The sequence below is a fragment of the Micromonospora deserti genome (assembly GCF_003236335.1).
GTDB classification, from domain to species: Bacteria; Actinomycetota; Actinomycetes; order Mycobacteriales; family Micromonosporaceae; genus Micromonospora; species Micromonospora deserti.
On record NZ_POUB01000116.1, the window covers coordinates 1 to 18,412 of the forward strand.

13 protein-coding genes and 2 pseudogenes are annotated in these 18,412 nt (G+C 70.1%); 6 read left to right on the plus strand and 9 right to left on the minus strand.

What is annotated here, in order from left to right; all coding sequences use genetic code 11:
• Positions 1-577: pseudogene (locus C1I99_RS17335) on the minus strand (hypothetical protein); the annotation flags it as partial.
• Positions 578-786: 209 nt separating this feature from the next.
• Between C1I99_RS17335 and C1I99_RS17340 the strand changes: the two are divergent.
• Positions 787-2,286, plus strand: a complete 1,500-nt coding sequence (locus C1I99_RS17340; RefSeq protein ID WP_111135265.1) for a GGDEF domain-containing protein — start codon at positions 787-789, stop codon at positions 2,284-2,286.
• An 82-nt stretch (positions 2,287-2,368) separates the two neighbouring features.
• On the opposite strand, the gene C1I99_RS32810 is transcribed toward C1I99_RS17340, so the two are convergent.
• Entirely contained in the window at positions 2,369-3,178 is an 810-nt protein-coding gene (locus tag C1I99_RS32810; protein ID WP_158554077.1) for a hypothetical protein, read from the minus strand.
• Between the two features lie 34 nt (positions 3,179-3,212).
• On the opposite strand from C1I99_RS32810, the gene C1I99_RS17350 reads away from it, so the two are divergent.
• From C1I99_RS17350 to C1I99_RS17365, 4 genes are all read left to right on the plus strand, one after another.
• Entirely contained in the window at positions 3,213-3,461 is a 249-nt protein-coding gene (locus tag C1I99_RS17350; RefSeq protein ID WP_146603976.1) for a hypothetical protein, read from the plus strand.
• 143 nt (positions 3,462-3,604) lie between these two features.
• Entirely contained in the window at positions 3,605-4,111 is a 507-nt protein-coding gene (locus C1I99_RS17355; protein ID WP_199562198.1) for a SigE family RNA polymerase sigma factor, read from the plus strand.
• Positions 4,108-5,541, plus strand: coding sequence for a WD40 repeat domain-containing protein (locus C1I99_RS17360; protein WP_111135268.1), 1,434 nt, complete (start codon positions 4,108-4,110; stop codon positions 5,539-5,541). Before C1I99_RS17355 ends, C1I99_RS17360 begins: the two co-directional genes overlap by 4 nt.
• A 122-nt stretch (positions 5,542-5,663) precedes the next feature.
• Complete coding sequence (locus C1I99_RS17365; RefSeq protein WP_111135269.1) at positions 5,664-6,572, plus strand: LLM class flavin-dependent oxidoreductase; 909 nt, start codon at positions 5,664-5,666, stop codon at positions 6,570-6,572.
• A 136-nt stretch (positions 6,573-6,708) separates the two neighbouring features.
• Here the strand turns inward: C1I99_RS17365 and C1I99_RS17370 are convergent, their stop codons facing one another.
• The 5 genes from C1I99_RS17370 to C1I99_RS17390 form a co-directional block, all read right to left on the minus strand.
• Entirely contained in the window at positions 6,709-7,152 is a 444-nt protein-coding gene (locus tag C1I99_RS17370) for an SRPBCC family protein (protein WP_111135270.1), read from the minus strand.
• A 32-nt stretch (positions 7,153-7,184) separates the two neighbouring features.
• Positions 7,185-7,535 (minus strand): ArsR/SmtB family transcription factor, encoded by a 351-nt coding sequence (locus tag C1I99_RS17375; RefSeq protein ID WP_111135271.1) that lies wholly within the window; start codon positions 7,533-7,535, stop codon positions 7,185-7,187.
• The gene (locus C1I99_RS17380; RefSeq protein ID WP_111135272.1) at positions 7,532-7,993 is read right to left on the minus strand and encodes an SRPBCC family protein; all 462 of its coding nucleotides are present in this window, start codon (positions 7,991-7,993) and stop codon (positions 7,532-7,534) included. Before C1I99_RS17380 ends, C1I99_RS17375 begins: the two co-directional genes overlap by 4 nt.
• Before the next feature lie 207 nt (positions 7,994-8,200).
• On the minus strand, positions 8,201-8,641 hold the full coding sequence (locus C1I99_RS17385) for a DUF1579 domain-containing protein (protein ID WP_111135273.1): 441 nt from the start codon (positions 8,639-8,641) through the stop codon (positions 8,201-8,203).
• Positions 8,642-8,696: 55 nt separating this feature from the next.
• Complete coding sequence (locus C1I99_RS17390) at positions 8,697-9,122, minus strand: DoxX family protein (protein WP_111135274.1); 426 nt, start codon at positions 9,120-9,122, stop codon at positions 8,697-8,699.
• 238 nt (positions 9,123-9,360) lie between these two features.
• Here C1I99_RS17390 and C1I99_RS34805 point away from each other — a divergent pair.
• Positions 9,361-9,546: pseudogene (locus tag C1I99_RS34805) on the plus strand (YciI family protein); the annotation flags it as partial.
• Positions 9,547-9,588: 42 nt separating this feature from the next.
• Here C1I99_RS34805 and C1I99_RS17400 read toward each other — a convergent pair.
• Complete coding sequence (locus C1I99_RS17400) at positions 9,589-17,952, minus strand: proprotein convertase P-domain-containing protein (RefSeq protein ID WP_111135275.1); 8,364 nt, start codon at positions 17,950-17,952, stop codon at positions 9,589-9,591.
• Positions 17,953-17,966: 14 nt separating this feature from the next.
• Positions 17,967-18,412, minus strand: a 446-nt coding sequence (locus C1I99_RS17405; RefSeq protein ID WP_233512562.1) for a hypothetical protein, incomplete at its 5' end; no start/stop codon positions are given.

An 18,412-nucleotide genomic window follows, 5' to 3' on the forward strand; every position in this document is an offset into this window, starting at 1 on the left:
GCCCCGACCGGTCGTTCCCCCCACCGGCCGGCGGCCGGGGCCCGCCGGGCGGCTGCCCTCCGCCCGGGCTCGCCGCCACACCCGGGCCGCCCGCGTCACCCGGGCCGCTCACCACGGCGCCCACGATCCCGACCACCGTGGCGAGCAGGATCGCCCCACCGGCGATCGCCACGTTCGGGAGGATCCCCCATCCGCTCGGATCGAGCGGGCGGCGACGGGCGGCGGCTCGCACCCGTCCCGGCGCGGCGTCCACTCCGGTTGCCGCAGGCCCGACGGCTCGCGCCTGGGTGCGGGTCGGCACCGGCGCCGGCGGATGCTCCTCCGACGTCGACCGGTCGCCCGGTCCGGGGCCGGGCGACGACCCCAACGGCGTGTCCCTTGCGTACCGGTCGGGAAAGATGACGAACGTGCGGACCAGCGAGGCGCTGCGGAAGTGGTCCTCGGCCGCGCAGTGCAGGCAGACGTCGTCGGCCGTCGACCGGCCGCAGCCCGGACACAGGCCGACGGGGATCACTCCCTCACCCCGGCCGGGCAGCGCGTCCCGCCCGGGGCGGCTGTCATCGGTGACACCGGTCACGTCGTCCTCACCGTGTCGGGCCGGGGGCCCGGCCGGCACACGGACGACGATCCGCTCCCGCCGCCCGTTCCGGGTACCGTACTCCCGCCAAGCGCCGGGGGGCCATCCACAGACGACCCGGTCCGCCACCGCCCTCGGCGGCGCCCGCCGGCCCGGGCGGCGTCCCGCAGTATTGGCCACTGCCGATCTGGGCCCTACCGTATTGTGCCGTGAGCGTGTTCGAGGCGGTTGACTGGCAAGGGCGCCCGGCAGGCCGGTATCGCGGCCTGCACGCGGAGCCGGACGGGCTCGGTCTGAGCCTCCCCTATCTGCTGCTCTGCGCGGCCGGCATCGCGGTCTACCCATTCCTGTCGGACGTGCAGAAGATGGTCGACTACCTCGTCCTGTCGTTCGCGACGGTGCCGGCGGTGATGATCGGGTTGAACCGGACGCCCGCGGGTAGCCGCAGGCCGGCCTGGTTCCTGCTCGCCGGGTTGGTCAGCTTCAACGCCAGCAACGTGGCCTGGTACTGGTACGTCTTCGCGATGGGGCTGCCGAGTGGCGACGGCACGATCGCCGGGATCTTCGCGGCACTGGCCCAGGTGCTCATGTTCTGCGCGGCGATCACGATCGTCGCCCGACGTGGTCGCGACGATGTCGGAGGGATGATCGACAGCACGATCGTGGCGATGGCGGTCGGCGGCCTGATCTGGAACTTCCTGCTCCTGCCGCAGCTGCGCGACGCCGCCGCCCCGCAGATGTCGCAGCTCGCGACGTGCGTGACGGTCTTCATGTTGACCGGCGTCTTCGGTTGCCTGACCCGGTTGCTGCTCACCGCCAGGGAGTTCATTCCGGCGCTGTGGTTCCTCCTCGCCGCGATGGGGTTCTCCCTGGTCGGGGTGGTCAGTGTCGCGCTGGTGGTCGTTCCCGGTTCGGCTGATCGGCCGGCATACCCGGACATGGCCTATCTCGCCGGTTACACGGCGCTCGGGTTGTGCGCACTCGCCCGCTCGGTCGTGCGTCTGCTGCGGCCCGGCCCGGCGCCGAAGGACGATCTGAGCAAGGGGCGGCTCGTCTTCCTCGGGCTGGCGCTGGGCGTCCTGCCCGCCGCGGGCGGGGCCAGCGAGCTGCTCGGCCGGGACATCGACACCGCGCTGCTCGCGGTCAGTACGGCCGCGGTGACGCCGTTGGTCATGCTCCGGATCTGGCATCTGTGGTCGGAGCGGGTCGGGGTCCTGCGGTACCACGCCAGCGTCGACCCGGTCACCAACCTGCCGAACCGTCACGAGTTCGTCAACCGGTTGGACGCCGCGCTCGAGAGCGGTCGCCCGGTGGCGGTGCTGTTCTGTGATCTGGACGGGTTCAAGGCCGTGAACGACCGGTACGGCCACCCCGGCGGTGATCAACTGTTGGTGGCGGTGGCCGAGCGGCTGCGCGGCTGCGCCCGAGTGGGCGACGTGGTGAGCCGCTTCGGCGGCGACGAGTTCGTCATCCTCTGTGTCGACGCGGGGCGCGACGACGCCACGCAGCTGTGCCGGCGTATCGACAGGGCCTTCCGCGAGCCGTTCCGGGTGGACGGTGAGCCGGTGATGATCGGAGCGAGCATCGGCGTGGCCCACGACGACCGCGCCGGCAACGGCGACCAGTTGATCCAGCGGGCGGACGCCGCGATGTACACGGCCAAGCAGGAGCGCGGCGAGACCACCGGCGTACGGACCAGGGTGGCCTGAGGCGCCACCGCCGCCCGGCCGGCGAGCCGGTGCCGGCTCACCGGCCGGAGCGGACGCGGTCACCTGGTTGCCTGGCGCCGGCTCACCAGGGCTCGGGGATGTTCAGCGCCAGGCAGCGCTGGCTGCCGGGGATCGGCTGGTAGCAGGCGGACGCCTCCAGGTTGTTGGTCAGGTCGAACCGGGAGAACGACGCGCTGCCGCCGGTGACGCAGGTGCCGCCGCTGGTGGCCGTCCCGCCGGTGACCTTGGCGGTGGCGCACCCAACGGCGGCGGCGGTCTTCTGCACCGTGTTGAGCGAGGAACGCCGGTCGCCCGCCTGGTGCGAGCCGTAGCCGGTCAACCGCACGCCGGGACGCGTCACCGTGTACTGGAACGCGGTCGAGGTGTAGTACGACCAGCTGGCGCCGGTGCCCACCGTCCGCAGCTGGGGGTCGGTGGCCGAGCCGGGGATGTGCAGGTAGAAGCCCTTGTCGTGGGTGCTGGTGCCCGGCATCATCCGGTAGACGATCACCAACAGCCCCTGGCTGTAGCTGGCGGTGGTGTACGACAGCGAGGTGCCGTTGCCGCAGGTGGTCCGGTCGGCGATGTAGCCGACGCCGTAGGCGTACAGCATCACCCGCGCGCACCGGGCGTCGTCGGCGGTGTCCTCGATGGTGCCGACCGTGCCGCTGGTGCCGGAACTGTCGGTGGCGTAGCCGGTCAGCCGCACGCCGGGCAGCGTGCCGGCGTACTGGTAGGCCGTCGGGTGGTAGTAGCTCCACGAGGCCGACCAGCCCGAGCCGGAAGGCAGTGCGAGCGCGGGCGAGGCAGGCAGCAGGGCGGCGACCAGGCCGCTGACCGCGGCCGCGACCAGCAGCACGCCGGCCGACCGCCGTCGACGGTGGATTCTCATCGGATCTCCGATCTCCCGACCCGGGCAGGCCCCGGTGTTCGTCGATCAGGGTGGCCGAGGGGCGTCGACGGCGACGATGGGCGAGTCAATGACCGGACAGTCGGCTTACGGCCACCGGGACCGGCAGCACCACCGCTCCCCGCCGACCGATGTCGGCCCTGTGGTCCGGCGAGGTCGATCGCCGGACAGCATCTGGTTCCGCATCACCATCGAGTGGCAGCGCGTGAAGGCCGACGAGCGACTCGTCGGCCTGACGGCCACCGTGCGCAACCTGATCGACTGACGCCGCCGTCCCACCACCGCCCGAAGAACCGGACCAGCAGGGACGGCGCTGGATCGGCCTGGATGCAACCCCCAACTTCGATCACCACCGGCCACAACCGAAGTGGGTCTCGGGCCACTCCCTAATGTTGCTGGGAGGCTGGGTTGCGGAGTGAACGAGAGTACGTCGAGTACGTGCAGGCACGCATGCCGTGGCTGCGACGGCTGGCGTACCGACTGTGCGGGCAGTGGTCGGCCGCTGACGACCTGGTGCAGGAGTGCCTCGTCGCGCTGTACCGGCATTGGCGGAAGGCGACGGCAGCGGACTCGCTCGACGCCTACGTCCGGGCGATGCTGGTCCACGCCTACCTGGCCGAGCGGAAGCTGTCCTGGACCCGCCGGGTCCGGCCCGTGGCCGACGTGATCGGACCCTCGACAGTGCCGCTGGCCGGCGCCGAACACCGCGTCGACCTGCTGGCTGCGCTCACGAAGCTGTCCCGCGGGCAGCGCGCGGTGCTGGTCCTGCGGTACTGGGAGGACCTCGACGTCGCGCAGACCGCGGCGGCGCTGGGCTGCTCGACCGGGACCGTCAAGAGCCAGACCTCGTATGCGATCGCGGCGCTGCGCCGCCTACTGCCGAACTACGAGCCGGAAGGTTCGGACGCGCCGTGAGAGAGCTGTTTGCCACCCTGCCGGACGATCCGCCGCCGTTGCCGCCCGGCTACCTGGACACCGTGCTCACCCGGGGCCGCCGCTCGGTTCGGCGCCAGCGGATCGGCGCCGCCACGGTCTGGGCGGTCGTCGTGCTCCTGCTGGCTGTCCTGGTCGTGCCGGGCGTCCAGCTTCCCGTCCAGACAGCCGCCCCGCCCACGACGCCTAGCCTGCCCGACCGCTTCGCCGGGTACTCGATGCTCACCAGCTCCGTCTCGAAGGCCCCGCCCGGCCGCGCGATCGCCCTCTACGGCTACGGCAACGGTGAGACGTTCAACATGTTCCAGTCGCTGGTCGTCGGGGCCGACGGGGACACGTACCGGCGCGTCGACGCCATGGAGGAACGGAACCGCCCGTCGGCGCTGCTCGCCCCGGACGGCACCCGTGTGCTGCTCGGCGACGACCGTGGCGCGACCGGGGAGCTGATCCTCGTCGACCTGACCACCGGCAAGCGCCGATCGATCCCGCTCGGCGATCCGGTTGGCGTGCGGCTGCTGGCCTGGTCTCCCGACGGCCGCCACGTCGCGTACAGCGCCGCGCCCCTCACCGGCTCCGGCGATTTCGGCAGCGTCAACGTCGTCGATTCCGAAGTGGCCCGCACCGGCACGCTGCGGCTGCTCGACCTGTCCACCGGACGCAGCACCGAGGTGCCGGCGATCAAACCGGCGTGGACGGCGGCGTTCGCGCCAGACAGTCGCCGGCTTGCCGTGCAGGTCGGCCAGAAGGCCCACCTCGTCGACCTCGACGGCCGCGAGTACGGCACCGTCCAGATCGCGGAAGGGCGCGAGCTGGCCGCCAATGTCGGCTGGTCGCCGGACGGTGGGTTCCTCGCCACCGTGCCGTGGATCTCGGAGGGGCCATTCAACGGCACAACCGGCGGCGACACCGGCCACGGCACCTTCCTGTGGAAGGTCGGCAGCGTCGACTTCGTGCCCGTCACGGGCGCCAGCACACCACCGGCGCCGGTCCAGGATGTCGTGCGACTGGTCGGCTGGCGCTCGGCGGGCAGTGTGGTCGTCGCGACCATCAACACCGCGGGTCACGCGTCGCTGGCGGAGGTGCAACTCGGCGCCGGCACCCGCCGGACACTGTCCCGCTTCGACACCGGTCGTACCTGCGAGCTGGGCATGCAGAGCTGCCACATCTCCGACCTGCACCTCGCCACCGGTCTGCTGCCCGAGCTGACCGTCCGGAGCGCCGGTCGCCCGCGGCGCGGCCCCTGGCCGATGATCGTGAACGCCGTCATCGGCGTCGTCGTCCTCGGCGCCGCGTTCCTGGTGTGGCGCCGGATACGTCCGTCGACGCGTGCTCGACGGCGGGAGTGGAATGACGCTCTGCTAGCCGCGCGGCCTGCGCAGGTCGGCTACGAAAGGACGCGTGGATCTCGTTGACATCGAACATGAGATGGCGCGCTTGGACGCCGTCTACCGGCCGGTGGCCACCAAGCCGGTCGACGTCACGCATCTCGATAGGCCCTTGAACCCGCCGGCCGGGTCGCCACTAGACTCGCGCGATGCCCCCGAACGTCAGCACCGTAAAGACCGGCCAGCCCCGCATCGGCTTTCTGTTCGACCGAGACCGGGCACCGGAGGAACTTGCCGGATTCGCCGCAGGCCTGCAGGACGCGGGCGCCGACGACCTGTGGGTGGTCGAAGACCTGGGCTGGGCCGGTTCCGTCAGCAGCGCGGCCGCCGCACTCGCCGCCACCGATCGCCTACGCGTCGGCATCGGCATCGCGCCCGTACCGCTACGCAACCCCGCCCTGCTTGCCATGGAACTGGCTACGCTCGCCCGGATGTACCCCGGCCGTCTCATCACCGGGGTCGGCCACGGCGTCGCCGAATGGATGCGCAAGGTCGGCGCTGAACCCGCCGGCAAACTCGCCATGTTGGAGGAGACCATCCTCGCGGTGCGTGCGCTGCTGCGCGGCGAAACCGTCTCGATGCGCGGACGCGAAGTGACCATCGACGGCCTGTCGCTGGTGCACCCCCCTGCACAGATCCCACCCATCGTGACTGGCGTGGTCCGCCCGAGATCCCTCGAGCTGTCCGGGCGCGTCGCTGACGGCACCATCATCGCTGAGGGCAACGGTCCCGCGCAGGTGGCTGCCGCCCTGACCCACATCGGCCGCGGCCGCATGACCAGTGACCTCGCGTCTCACGAGCTGATCGTCTTCGCGTTCCTGCACATCGATGACGACGTCCGGCGTGCCGCCGAGACGACCGGCGAAACGCTCGCAGGACAGGCAGCCTGGCTCGGCCTGCCACCAGAAGAACTCTTCACCCTGATCGGCCCCGCCACCACCATCCCCCAGCGCATCGACGCGCTGCACGACGCCGGCGCCACGACGATCGTCCTACGTCCACTGGGCCCCAACCCACTCGGACAGGCCCGCGAAGCCCTAAAAGCTCTCGGGCGCTGACCGGGCGACGCCCGGAAACCAGGTCCCCCAGGCATCCGTCGAAGACCGAATGTGGGAACCCGCATCACCGGAGGTCAGAGGCGATGCAAAGCCAGGCCGCACCTACGTGTCGCCCGCGACGTTGATCTGATCCGGCTCAGTGCCAGTCGCTGATCTGCACGTCCCGCGGCGCCGGTGCGCCCTCGCCGGTCTCCACCAGCGACTTCAGGCTCATCAGGAACGAGCCCCACTTGGTGCTGCAGTGGTGCATGAACTCCACCGGCTCCTTCCAGCCCTGGTGCTTGAACAGCACGATCGTGTAGTCGCCGTCCTGGCGCAGGTCCCAGTCGATCGTCGTCCCGACCCACTCCTCGGGGCCGTCGACCACCCGCCACGCCACCCGCTCGGACGGCCGTAGCTCGACGACCTCCATGTCGAAGCCACCGACCGGGAACCGGAACTCGAGGATGCCGCCGACGTCGCCGCTGCCCTTCGTGTCGTCGGTCCACCAGCCGGCGAGGCCCTCGACGGTCGTCAGCGCGTCGTACACCTTCTCCGGCGTCAGGGTCTTGACCCCGACCCTGTGCAGAATGTCCACCATCTCGACTCTCCTTGACCTCGTCAGTCTCGTTGTCAGTCCTGTTGGGTGTGCTGGATCGCCTCGGCGATCCGCTTGATCCGCCGCAGCCGGGCGTCCCACGCCGAGCCGACCGACGACAGCTGGGCCACCGCGCGGGCGAGCTGGGCGTCGTCCACCCGGTACCGTTTCTCCCGACCCGCCGGCGTCGCCCGGACCAGGCCGACCCGGTCGAGGACGCCGAGGTGCTTGGCCACCGCCTGACGGGTGACCGGCATCTGCTGACTCAGTGTGGTCGCGGTGCCGTCGCCCTCGATGAGCAGCAGGTCGAGCATCCGGCGCCGGGTCGGGTCCCCGATCGCGGACCAGAGGTCGTCGTCGACCTTCTCGACCACCGCGGTGCTCATGGCCGCACCTTCAGCGTCGCGACGTACGGCGCCAGCCGCGGCAGGTAGAAGTCCCAGCCGGTGACGTGCTCCTGGTACTGCTGCTCCAGAACGGCGACCTCCCAGCTCATCTCGCGGAAGCCGGTCTCGGTCATCTTGAGCAGCGTCCCGCCGCCGGACGGGGTCAGCTCGAAGGTGACCAGCAGCGAGTTGCCCTCCGCCGCGACCTCGCCGGCCGGGTGTGTCCACCGGAACGAGAACGTCCGCGGCGGTCGCGCGTCGATGACGGTGAACGGCACCACTGCCCCGCCGGCGGCGCGGTCGCCGAAGACGATCTCCCCCACCGACCCGGGCGTCGGGTCGTACCGGGCGTCGTCCGGCCACCACTGCTTGAGGTGGTCGGGACTGCTCACCACCTCGAAGACGATCTCGGGCGACGCCTCGACGTAGATCTCACGCTCGATGGTTCCGAACTCCATGACATCCTCCTGCAACGTTTGGTTGCGCATGACGCTACTCGAAAGCTCCGGCCTAGCGCAACCATCAGTTGCACTTCGGGGCGTCGCGGATCACAGGCAGCTTGCTGCCCGGCGAGCCCCGCCCGGCGCCGTGCGGCTCACACCCGTTGGAGTGTGAGCCGCACGGCATTGGCGAGTACTGCTGCTCGCACCTGGTAGACGCGTGCTTCAGGGGCGGACGCGGGTCATGATGGAGGTGTAGCCGCCGCCGGGCCAGGTCCACGCGCCGGTGGCGCTGGTGGCCTGCGCGTCGAAGGTCCCGGTGTATTTCGCCGGTGAACCCGGCTGGCCGAACCAGATGGTCAGGTTGCGGTCGGCCAGTTCGTACACGTACTCCAAGATGTCGCCTGTGCTTCCGAAGAAGTGCGACTTCAGCGTGTCGGTGTCCGCGTCGTATCCGATGTACTCGACGCCGGTGGTGCAATGGTCGTCCTGGATCAGATTGACATGCTGGACCAGGAAGTGACCGCCGGGCATCCACTCGTAGGTGACGGTGCCGCTGTGCGTAGGCCCGAATATCTGCCAGGTGCCGACCAGCACGTCGAGGCTTCTCAGGGCTGCGTGGGGGACGTTGCTTGTGAGCTGGTTGTCGATGATCTCGTCGGTCATGGCAGGACTCCTTCAGACGGGCTGCGCTGGGTGGACTGGAGGCAGGACAAGGGGTTCAGCGGGCCGGGACCAAGCGGCGCAGGTGAGCGCGACGGCCGTACACGACAACGCCGGCGGCCAGCAGGAAGGCGGCCGGTAGCGCCGGGTTGGCGCCGATCAGCACGTTGGTGACCACGGCCCCGGCCATCAGCCCGGTCAGGCCGAGCGCGCCCAGCGCCGCCAGGCGCGGGATCAGCAGACCAGCGGCGCCGGCCAGCTCACACACGCCGACCAGGTAGCGCAGCCACTGTCCCACGCCGATTTCGGCGAACAGGTCGACCATCTGCGCGTCACCGGTGAGCTTGAGCACCCCGCCCGAGGCGAACTGCGCGGCGAGCACCACCTGCAGTGCCCAGCGGGCGATCAGGCCGCAACGGCGCAACGCGACGTGGTGCAATGTGGTAGAGCCGGTGGTCGGGCGGGTGGTGACGTTGGTGGTCATGGCTCTCTCCTTGGTCGGATCGTCGTTCTCTTGTGCTTGAGACGTCGGAGCCGCGCGCCGGCTCTCGACATGCCGGCCGAATGAGTTTTGAAGATCTTTTGCCGGACCAGATGCCCGGTCTCGCCTGGTATCAAGGTCCGATCCAGGCAGGTCGCGGGAGGTAGCGGTGAAGTACATGGTGATGACCTACGGCGACTCGTCGTCCTGGGAAGCCCTGGCCGGCACCGGCCCGAACCCGATGTCACAGGACGAGATCGCTGCCCACTTTGCGGCGATGCAGGCGCTACAGAAGGAACTGGCGGCCACCGGTGAACTGGTCTCGGCGTTCGGGCTGTCCGAGCCGGCACTCGCTCAAACCGTTAATGTCCGCGACGGTGCCCTGGTGGTCTCCGACGGGCCCTACGCCGAAACCAAGGAGTTCCTCGCGGGGTTTGGCGCCTACGCTCACGCAACGGAGCCTCAGTGGCTAAGCCACGCCAAACCGCAGGCTCCAGGCGTCGATGACGCCGCTGTTGCCGGTCGCGGTGTCCCGGGCTTGGAGGACCCAAGCACCGTTGGCGGCCTCGGCCGATGCGTCCACCCAGTAGGTCTTACGCACGTTGTCTCCGGTGTCGCCGTCCGGGAGGTCCTCCAGCAGGTACGCCGTGCCGTCCGGCGCCAGCAGGTGCAGCACCAGGTCTCCCCGGTTGGGATGCCTGATGTCCACCACGACGCGCAGGTTCGCCGGTGCGTTACCCGCCCGGCCGGCGACCGGGATCGTGCAGGCCGCCGCCGCTCCGTTGTCCGGGATGGCCACCTGGCCGGTGTGGTGGTACTTGGTGGGTGCCGGGAAGGTGAGGCTCCACGCGTCGATCACCCCGGTGTCGCCGACCGCGGTGTCGCCCACCCGCAGCCGCCAGGTGCCGTTGGCGAGCTCGGCCGCGGCGTTGACGGCGTACTCCTTCACCACGTCGTCGGCGGGGTCGGAGCCGGTGAGGTCCTCCAGCGGGTACGCCGTACCGTCCGGCGCGAGCAGATGCAGGATCAGGTCGCTGCGCTGCGGGTGCCGGATGGTCACCCCGACCCGCAGGCCGGCTGGCGCGGAGCCGGTGACGCCCGCGATCGAGATGGTGGACTCGCCCGTGCCTGTGTCCTCGATGGGGGCGTCGTCAAGGTTCTCGAACCTGGTGCCGGGCGCGACCGCCAGTGAGGTGCCGAAGCCCAGGCTCCACCCGTTGAGCGTGCCGGCGTTGCCAGCGACTGTGTCGTCCACCCGTAGCCGCCACGTACCGTTGGCTGTCTCGGCTGACGCGTTGACCCGGTAGTTGGCGTACACGTTGTCGCCGTTGTCGGTGTCGGGAATGTCCTCCAGCAGGTATGCGGTGCCGTCGGGCGCCACCAGGCGCAGGATCAGGTCGCCGCGGTTGGGGTGGGTGATGTCCACGGTGATGCGTAGGTCCGCTGGCGCGTTGCCGGGCATGCCGGTGACCTGCTCGAAGCTGTCGCCCCGGGAGTATCCGTCGTCGGGGATCGGCAGACGCTCGCCGTTGACGAACTTGGTCACCGTCCCGGCCGGGGTGGCCTGGTGGTTCACCGGTGACCACAGGCTCCACGAGCTGATCTGCACCGTGCCGCTGGTGCTGTTGCGTTGCATCCACAACTTCCACGACCCGTTGGCCACCTCAGCCGAGGCGTCCACGGTGAACGTGTTGGGCATTGTGCTCGCCCCGTCATGCACCACGTACGAGGTGCCGTCCGGCGCCACCAGCGCGATCTTCAGCTCCCGCAGCCAGTAGTACGAGGTGTTGACCGTCAACCGCAGGTCCGCCGGCGCGTTCCCGGACACTCCGGTCACGGCGACGTACGACGCACCGGTCACGCCGTGCTGGACACCGTCCACTGTGAGCCCGTTGCCCGGGAACCGGGGCCAGGCCACGGGTGGGGTGGGTGTGCCGGCGGGCGCGGCGGCCAGGCTCCACGAGTCGATGTGGCCGATGTCGCCCCACACCCCGTCGTGGACCCGTAGTTTCCAGACCCCGTTGGCGATCTCGGCCGACCCGTTGAAGGTGTACGTCTTGGTCAGGTCGTCCAGGTCACCGGCGCCGGTGAAGTCTTCCAGCAGGTAGGCGGTGCCGTCCGTCGCGACCAACTCCAGTTTCAGGTCGCTGAGGTACGTGTGCCGCAACGCCACCGACACCTGCCAGTCCCTCGGTGCCATCCCGGTCATCCCGGAGACGCTGATCGGCGACTCCACCATCGCGCGGTCGGGGATCGTGGTGTCCGTGCCGTTCTCCAGCTTCCATCCGTCCGGCAGTGTCACCTGAGGGCTGGGCAGCAGCTGGATGCTCCAGCCGTCGATGCTGCCGGCGTTGCCGGTCTTGATGTCGGTCACCACGAGATACCAGTGCCCGTTGGCGATCTGCGCGACGCCGGGCACGGTGTACGTCTTGAAAACGTCGTCGCCGGTGTCGGTGTCCGGGAAGTCCTCCAGCGGGTACGTCGCCGCGTCGTTCGGGGCCTCCAGCGACAGCTTCAGGTCGCCGCGGTTGGGGTGCTTGATGTCGACCGTGACGCGCAGGTCGTTGGCGGCCGTGCCGGGGATCCCGGACACGAACGCGGCGCTGTCGGTCCGCGAGTATCCGTCGTCGGGGATCGACACGTCGTTACCGTTGGCGAACTTGGTCACCGTCCCGGCCGGGGTGGCCTGGTGGTTCACCGGCGACCACAGGCTCCACGAGGTGATCTGCACCGTGCCGCTGCTGCTGTTGCGCTGCACCATGAGCTTCCACTGCCCGTTGGCCACTTCCGTGGAGGCGTCCACGGTGAACGTGCCGGGCATCGTGGCCGCCCCGTCATGCACCACGTACGAGGTGCCGTCCGGCGCCACCAACGAGATCTTCAGTTCCCGCACCCAGTAGTACGACGTGTTCACCGTCAGCCGCAGGTCCGCCGGCGCGTTCCCCGGCACGCCGCCCACTCGCTTGTAGGTGCTGCCCGTCGCGCCGAACTCGGGTCTGTCCACGGTGAGCGACCCGCCGCGCTGCTCGGGCCAGGCCACCGCCGGCGCCAGCAGCAGGCCCCAGGACTCGATGGTGCCGGTATCGCCGCCGACGGTGTCTTCCACGCGCAGCTTCCAGGTGCCGCTGGCCGCCGCGGCCGTGGCGTCGACCAGGAATGTGGTGGGCAGCGCCGGCTTCTTGTTGTGCAACGGGAACGCCGTGCCGTCCGGCGCCACCACGGAGATCACGAGTTGTTCCGGCTTGGGGTGGACTATCGCCACCTGGACCTGCATGCCGTTGGGCGCGTTGCCGGATACCCCGGACACGGTCAGCGGGCTCTCGGCGGCGGCCACGTCGGGCACCGGCACCCGGATGGTGGTGCGGACCGGCGGGAAGTCCGAGGTGGACAGGCTCCACGAGTCGATAACTCCGGTGTCGCCCCAGACCGCGTCCAGGACCCGCAGCTTCCACACCCCGTTCGCGATCTCCGCGCTGCCGTTGAACGTGTAAATCTTGGTGAGGTCGTCCACGTCTCCGGTGCCGGTCAGATCCTCCAGGAGGTAGCCGGTGCCGTCCGGCGCCTGCAGGTACAGCGCGAGGTCGCCGCGGTACGTGTGCTTGATGTCGACCGTCACCCGCCAGTCTTTGGGGCCCATCCCGGTCAGGCCGGACACGGTGATGGGCGACTCCGTCCAGCCGTCATCGGCGATCGGCACGTCGGTGCTGTTCTCCGCCTTCCACCCGGCCGGTAGTGTCGCCTGCGCGCTGGGCAGGATCTGGATGCTCCACTCGTTGATGAGTCCCGCCCAGTCGCTGCGTACGTCGTAGACCTTGAGGGTCCACAACCCGTTGGGCAGCTGCGCCACGCCGGAGACGGTGTAGGTCTTGCGTACGTCCTCGCCGCTGTCGGTGTCGGGGATGTCCTCCAGCAGGTAGGTGGCGCCCCCGTCCGGGCCCAGCAGCTCCAGCTTCAGGTCGCCCCGGTTCGGGTGCCGGATGTCCACGGCCACGCGCAGGTCGTTAGCGGCGGTGCCGGGCACGCCGCACGCCTCCACGTAGCCGGTGGTGTGGTAGTCGTCGATAACCACGTCGGTGGGGTTGGCGAACTTGGTGTTGGGCGCGGTAGGCGAGGCCTCGAGGTTGATGGCCGAGGACAGGCTCCACCCCTTGATGGTCGGCGCACCGCTGGTGCTGGTGTGGATGATCCGCAGCGTCCATACCCCGTTGGCGGGCGAGGTGGCGGCGTTGACGAAGTAACTCTTCTTGAGGTCGTAGGTGTCCTGCTCGCGCCCGCACGCGTCGGTCGTCGGCGGCGGCGCCGGCTGGGACCCGTCGTGCACCACGTACTCGCGCTTGTCCGGCGCGACCAGGACGAGCCGCAGGTCGCGGGCCGAGCTTGTCGTCTTGTCGATCGCTACGTGCAGGTTCCGGGGGGCGTTGCCGGGGATGCCGGAGACGGTCACGGACCGCTCGGTGGTGGCGTTGTTGGCCACCGTGAAACCAGTACCGGTGATCTTCGGCCAGGGCACCGCGGGGCCGGAGTCGTCCCGCACCGGCGCGAAGATGCTCCATTCCTCGATGGTGCCGGTGTCGCCGAGAGCCCGGTCCTCGACGCGCAGCTTCCAGGTGCCGTTGACGATCCGGCCGGAGGCGTTGAGCCAGTAGGACTTCGTGAAGTTGTCCACATCGCCGCTGCCGGTCAGGTCCTCGAGCAGGTAGTCCGTGTTGTCCGGCGCGATCAGGCGCAGCACCAGGTCGCCGCGGTAGCCGTGGGTGATTCTTACCTCCACCTGGAGGGTACTGACCATGTCGGCGGTGACTCCAGCGACGGCCAGCGGGCTCTCCGCGATGGACAAATCTTCGATCTTCGTAGGATTGCGCTGCGTGCTGCCGGGGTTGTCCAGTCCGCTCATTCTGTGGATGCCCGTCGGTGAGGTCACCCCAGGGCGCAGTTCCACATCGTCGACCGAGCCGGCCAGGTAGTCGACCCACCAGCCGCCGCTGCGGCCCCGGCCGATCGTCAGGATCTGCTCGGCCTTGGCGACGCTGGTGTACGCCGCGCTGGCCTGCAGCCGGCCGTTGACGAACAGGCGCATCTGTCTCGCGCCGTGGTCGTACACACCGGCCAGGTGCGTCCACTCGCCGGCGCGGGGCGCACTCGTGCCGCGGACGACGCCGTCCGGGACCGTCCCGCCGTCACGGGTGGTCCCGCCGATGAGGAACGCCCACGCCTTGGCGTCGTTGTCGTAGTGCAGCCGGAATCCGCTGTGAAGCGCCCCTTCCTGGCTGACCACGGTCTGGTGCCGGTCCAGGGCGTCCAGCTTCACCCAGCTGGCCACGGTGAAGCTGTCATCGGGGCGCACGACCGGAACGGCGGTGTAGGCGTACCCATCCACCCCGTCCAACCGCAGGCCGCTGCCGTTCTTGCCGGTCGTCCACGACGCCCCCTTCCACAGGGCGAGCATGTGACCATTGCCCGTCGCGTCGGCCCCGCTGTCATCCAGCGCCCAGCGTGCGCCGGCCGCGAAGCTCGGGCCGGCCATGGCGGTGACGATCTCCGTGGCGGACCTGGCCCCGGCGACCACCTGGACGTCGTCGATCTCGCCCGGCCAGTGGTCCACCAGCCAGCCGTCGTGCTTGGCCCGCCCCACCTGCAGCCCGCCGGCGGCGTACCAGGTGCTCGGGCGGGTCATGCTCTTGGCCAACCGGCCGTTGACGTAGAGGCTGATGGTGCCAGCGGCGTGATCGTAGACGCCAGCCAGATGCGTCCACACGCCCAACTGCGGGGGCGGCTCCGCGACCAGGTAGTCCCCACCGCTGCCGTCCGCGTCCGTGGAGCTCATGGCGAAGCTCCAACCGCGAGGGTACGAGGAGAAGCCGAGGCTGAACCCGCTGTCGCGCTGGCCGTCCTGGCTCACCGCACTGACCCAGCTGTCCGGATTGTTCAGCTTCACCCAGGCCATCACGGTGAAGCTGTCGAACGTACCCTCGGGGCTCCTGGCGGCCACCGGTCCCCCGGTGTACGCGTGCCCGTTCGCGCCGTCCAGCCGCAGCGCGCTACCGGTGCCGGTCCGGCCGCGGCTGGCCCAGGAACTCCCCGTGGCGGACAGCACGAGGGTATGGCCGTTGGACGTCAGGTCGGCGCTGGTCTGGCCGCTGCCCTCGTCCAGCGCCCAGGTCGCGTTGGGCCCCAACGCCGGCCCGGCCATCCGGTGCCGCACCTCGAACGCCGACGCGGCCCACGGGTAGATCTGCATCTCGTCCAGGTCCCCGGGCCAGAACTCGCCGTGTCCGCCGCCGGACTGGGCCCGGCCCAGCACCGTGGGCCCGGCCGCGTACCAGGTGCTGGTGTGGTTCGCCTCGCCGGCCAGCCGCCCGTTGACATACAGGAAGAGCTTGCCGGCCGGGTGGTCGTAGACGCCGGCCAGGTGGGTCCACACCCCGACCTGGGGTACGACGAGGGAGTCCGCGTGTGCGACCCCCTCCACCGAGAACCGCCACGCCCGGGGAAAGTCGACGTATTTGAGGGCGAACCCGCTGTCGGCCGCGCCGTCCTGGCTCAGCACCGTGGCGTGGTCGCCGCCCTTGTCCAGTTTCGCCCAGGCCATGACCGTGAAGCTGCCGAACGTGTCCTGTTCCGTTTTGGGTGCCAGGGGGATGCTCGTCGCGGCGTAGGCGGCGAGTCCGTCCAGGCGCACCGCCTTGTTGGTGTTGCCCCGCCAGTCCCGGGTGGTGGCCATCGTGCCGGAGATCACGGCGTCGTACTTCGCCTTGTCGTCCGCCAGCTTGCCGCCGGCGACGGAGTCCGCCTTCCAGTACCCGTACACGGTGGTCGAGGTGACGGCCGGCGAGATCTTGAACCGGTATTCGGCTTTCGGACCCTCATTTCCGGCCCGGTCGACTCCCATCGTCACCACCGACACGGGGGTGAAGGTCGTCGACACCGTGTCGGCGGTGTAGGCGACGGTGGCCGTACCCCCGGGGGCGTCCGCCGCCACGTAGGTGCTGGCGGACGGGGACTTGCCGATCCCGTACTTGAACCCGATCACATCGGGATCGCCGCCAGCGTCGAAGGTGAACCGTCCGGCGGTGTACAGCGGTGGTCCGGTGGCCGGGGACGGCGGGAACTCCGTCGAGGAGACCGTGGGCGCTGCCACCGGCTTGCTGGTGTCCACAGTGAGCCGGCACCACGGCCGGCCGTCACTGGCGTCTCCCCGCTCGTCCTCGGCGGTCACACCGAAGACGTAGCTGACGCCGTCGCGCAGCGGCCGATCTTCCGGCACCGTCACGCTGACGGTGCCCGGACCGCCGAGCGTGGTGGCCGCGCTGGCTACCTCGCTGGGCGAGCCGCCGGTGTCCTCCCACCACCGGAACACGCCGCGGAGGTTCTGCGGGTCAGGGTCGCTGATCGCGGCGCTGAGGGCCGGTGTGGCCGTGTTCACCACCAGGCCGGCGTCGGTGCACGCCGCCCCGTTGACCTTGAGGTCGGCGGCCCGGTTCGGGATGGTGTTGTACTCGGCGGTAATGGCCAGCACGGGCACGTCCTCCCGCAGGCCGAGCTCGGGCACCGGGCGGTAGAGGAACTCCTTGGCGCCGTACGAGTTGTCGTCCTCGCGCGCCTTCAACGCCACCGTGGTGCTCGACCATCGGCCGTTCGCGGCCTCTACCATCAGGTCCTTGACATCGAACCCGATCTGGCCGTGCGAGCACGTCTCGTCGAATCCCTTGGCGCTGGCGATCTCGGCGGCCTTCCGGTGGAAGGGGGTCGCGTCGCCCCAGGTGGTCGTCGGACTGATCGAGCCGATATGCCACAGCTCCACCGGCTGCGGGGCGCAGGACTCGGCCCACCACTCGTAGATCCGCAGCTCCGCCGAGATGATGCGCTTGCCGGCGATTGCGGCCGTGTCCATCTCAAAGTACGAGCGCCACCGGGTGTTGTCGCCGCGGACCCGGCCGATCCGGGCGATGTGGGAGGAGTCCCAGTACGCCGCCTTGGCGCCGGTGGTCGGGTCGTGCGACAGCAGCATCCAGTGCAGCTTCTGCCCCCAGCTGGGGCCGTCCATGGTGAGCGGGTAGGCGGTGTCCGGATCGGCCAGCGCTGCCGTGTCGGGCCGCGCGGTCAGGGTGTCGCCGGAGACCTGCCAGTCCACGGGTGCGGTACCGGCGAACGCCTTCCCACCCTTCTGGTCGGTGGGTTTGGCCGGTCCGCGCGTCGTGCGGGCGGTGGCCTTGCCGGCGGTGCGCAGACCGAACCGGATGGTGCGCAGCTTGGGGTTGCGGGCAGCGGCGGCGTCGCGGACCACCAGCGACTCGGCGAATCCGGTGGCGGTCGCGGTCAACTTCAGGTCCACCCCGGGCAGGATGTCCGGGTACGTGGCGGTGGCGCCGGCGAGCCGGGGTTTGGGCAGCCGGCCCGCCCAGTCGAGTCCGAATTCGCCCTCGTCGCCCTCGGCGCGGGCCAGCGGCACCGAACCGCCGCCGGAGAACCGCACCGGAACCGCCGCGACCTTGGGCGTGACCGTGCCGTCCGGGTGGGCGACCAGGGTGGTGTCGATGGGCACCCACCCATTCGCGGTCTTCGCCCGGATGGGCTGGTTGTACATGGTGGCGCTGAAGGTGCCGCCCGGGTTGGCGACCACCTTCGTGTCCGCCGTGCCCAGGGTGTCGACCTCGACCGGGCGGCCGGTCCGCCGTGCCTGCGCCGACGCGTCGGCCGCGTTCGAAGCTGATGGTGACGACCCCGGTGCCGGCGAGGCCGGCACCGGGGCGGCGGCCGAGACCGAGGCCGCGCCGGTCAGATAGCTCAGCAGAAGGATCGCCACCATGATGGCGGCACGGCCGGTCGGAGGCATCACCGCGTTCGCCCTTACTTCTTCTTCTTTTTAGCGGTCTTGGTCGATGACTTGGAGGTCTTCACCTTCGTGGCGGACTTGGTTACATTGCTGGACTTCTTGGTCCCCTTGTTGCCGTAGAGGCCGGGCGGGACGTAGCCCTCGACCTGCCCGGGCTTGGTGTTACACGGGTTCCACGGCTGGCATCTGTCGTACTCCCACTCGTCGCGTTCGTAGACCTCGGCGCTATGGATTTCCCACAGGTAGTCGGACGGATCCCCGCCGCACCTGCCGAACCCCGCGCACTGCAGGTCGTAGCCGGAGTAGGAGTCGTACCTGTCCGCTGGCGTATACCGGCACGTGTTCACCGAGCCCTGCGTCCGGCAGTCCACCAGCCATGTGCCGTCGCCCGGGTCGACGCCGCCGTAGCCGGGTGGGCGACCGGATGAACCGCCGCCGGGGACCGGGGTCGGGATGGGCG

Bases quoted from the DNA above. Each gene is read 5' to 3' on its own strand.
- C1I99_RS17365 (WP_111135269.1), top strand. From the start codon at position 5,664: ATGCCCCCGAACGTCAGCACCGTAAAGACCGGCCAGCCCCGCATCGGC.
- C1I99_RS17390 (WP_111135274.1), bottom strand. From the start codon at position 9,122: ATGACCACCAACGTCACCACCCGCCCGACCACCGGCTCTACCACATTG.
- C1I99_RS17400 (WP_111135275.1), bottom strand. From the start codon at position 17,952: ATGCCTCCGACCGGCCGTGCCGCCATCATGGTGGCGATCCTTCTGCTG.
- C1I99_RS17380 (WP_111135272.1), bottom strand. From the start codon at position 7,993: ATGGAGTTCGGAACCATCGAGCGTGAGATCTACGTCGAGGCGTCGCCC.
- C1I99_RS32810 (WP_158554077.1), bottom strand. From the start codon at position 3,178: ATGAGAATCCACCGTCGACGGCGGTCGGCCGGCGTGCTGCTGGTCGCG.
- C1I99_RS17375 (WP_111135271.1), bottom strand. From the start codon at position 7,535: ATGAGCACCGCGGTGGTCGAGAAGGTCGACGACGACCTCTGGTCCGCG.
- C1I99_RS17385 (WP_111135273.1), bottom strand. From the start codon at position 8,641: ATGACCGACGAGATCATCGACAACCAGCTCACAAGCAACGTCCCCCAC.
- C1I99_RS17370 (WP_111135270.1), bottom strand. From the start codon at position 7,152: ATGGTGGACATTCTGCACAGGGTCGGGGTCAAGACCCTGACGCCGGAG.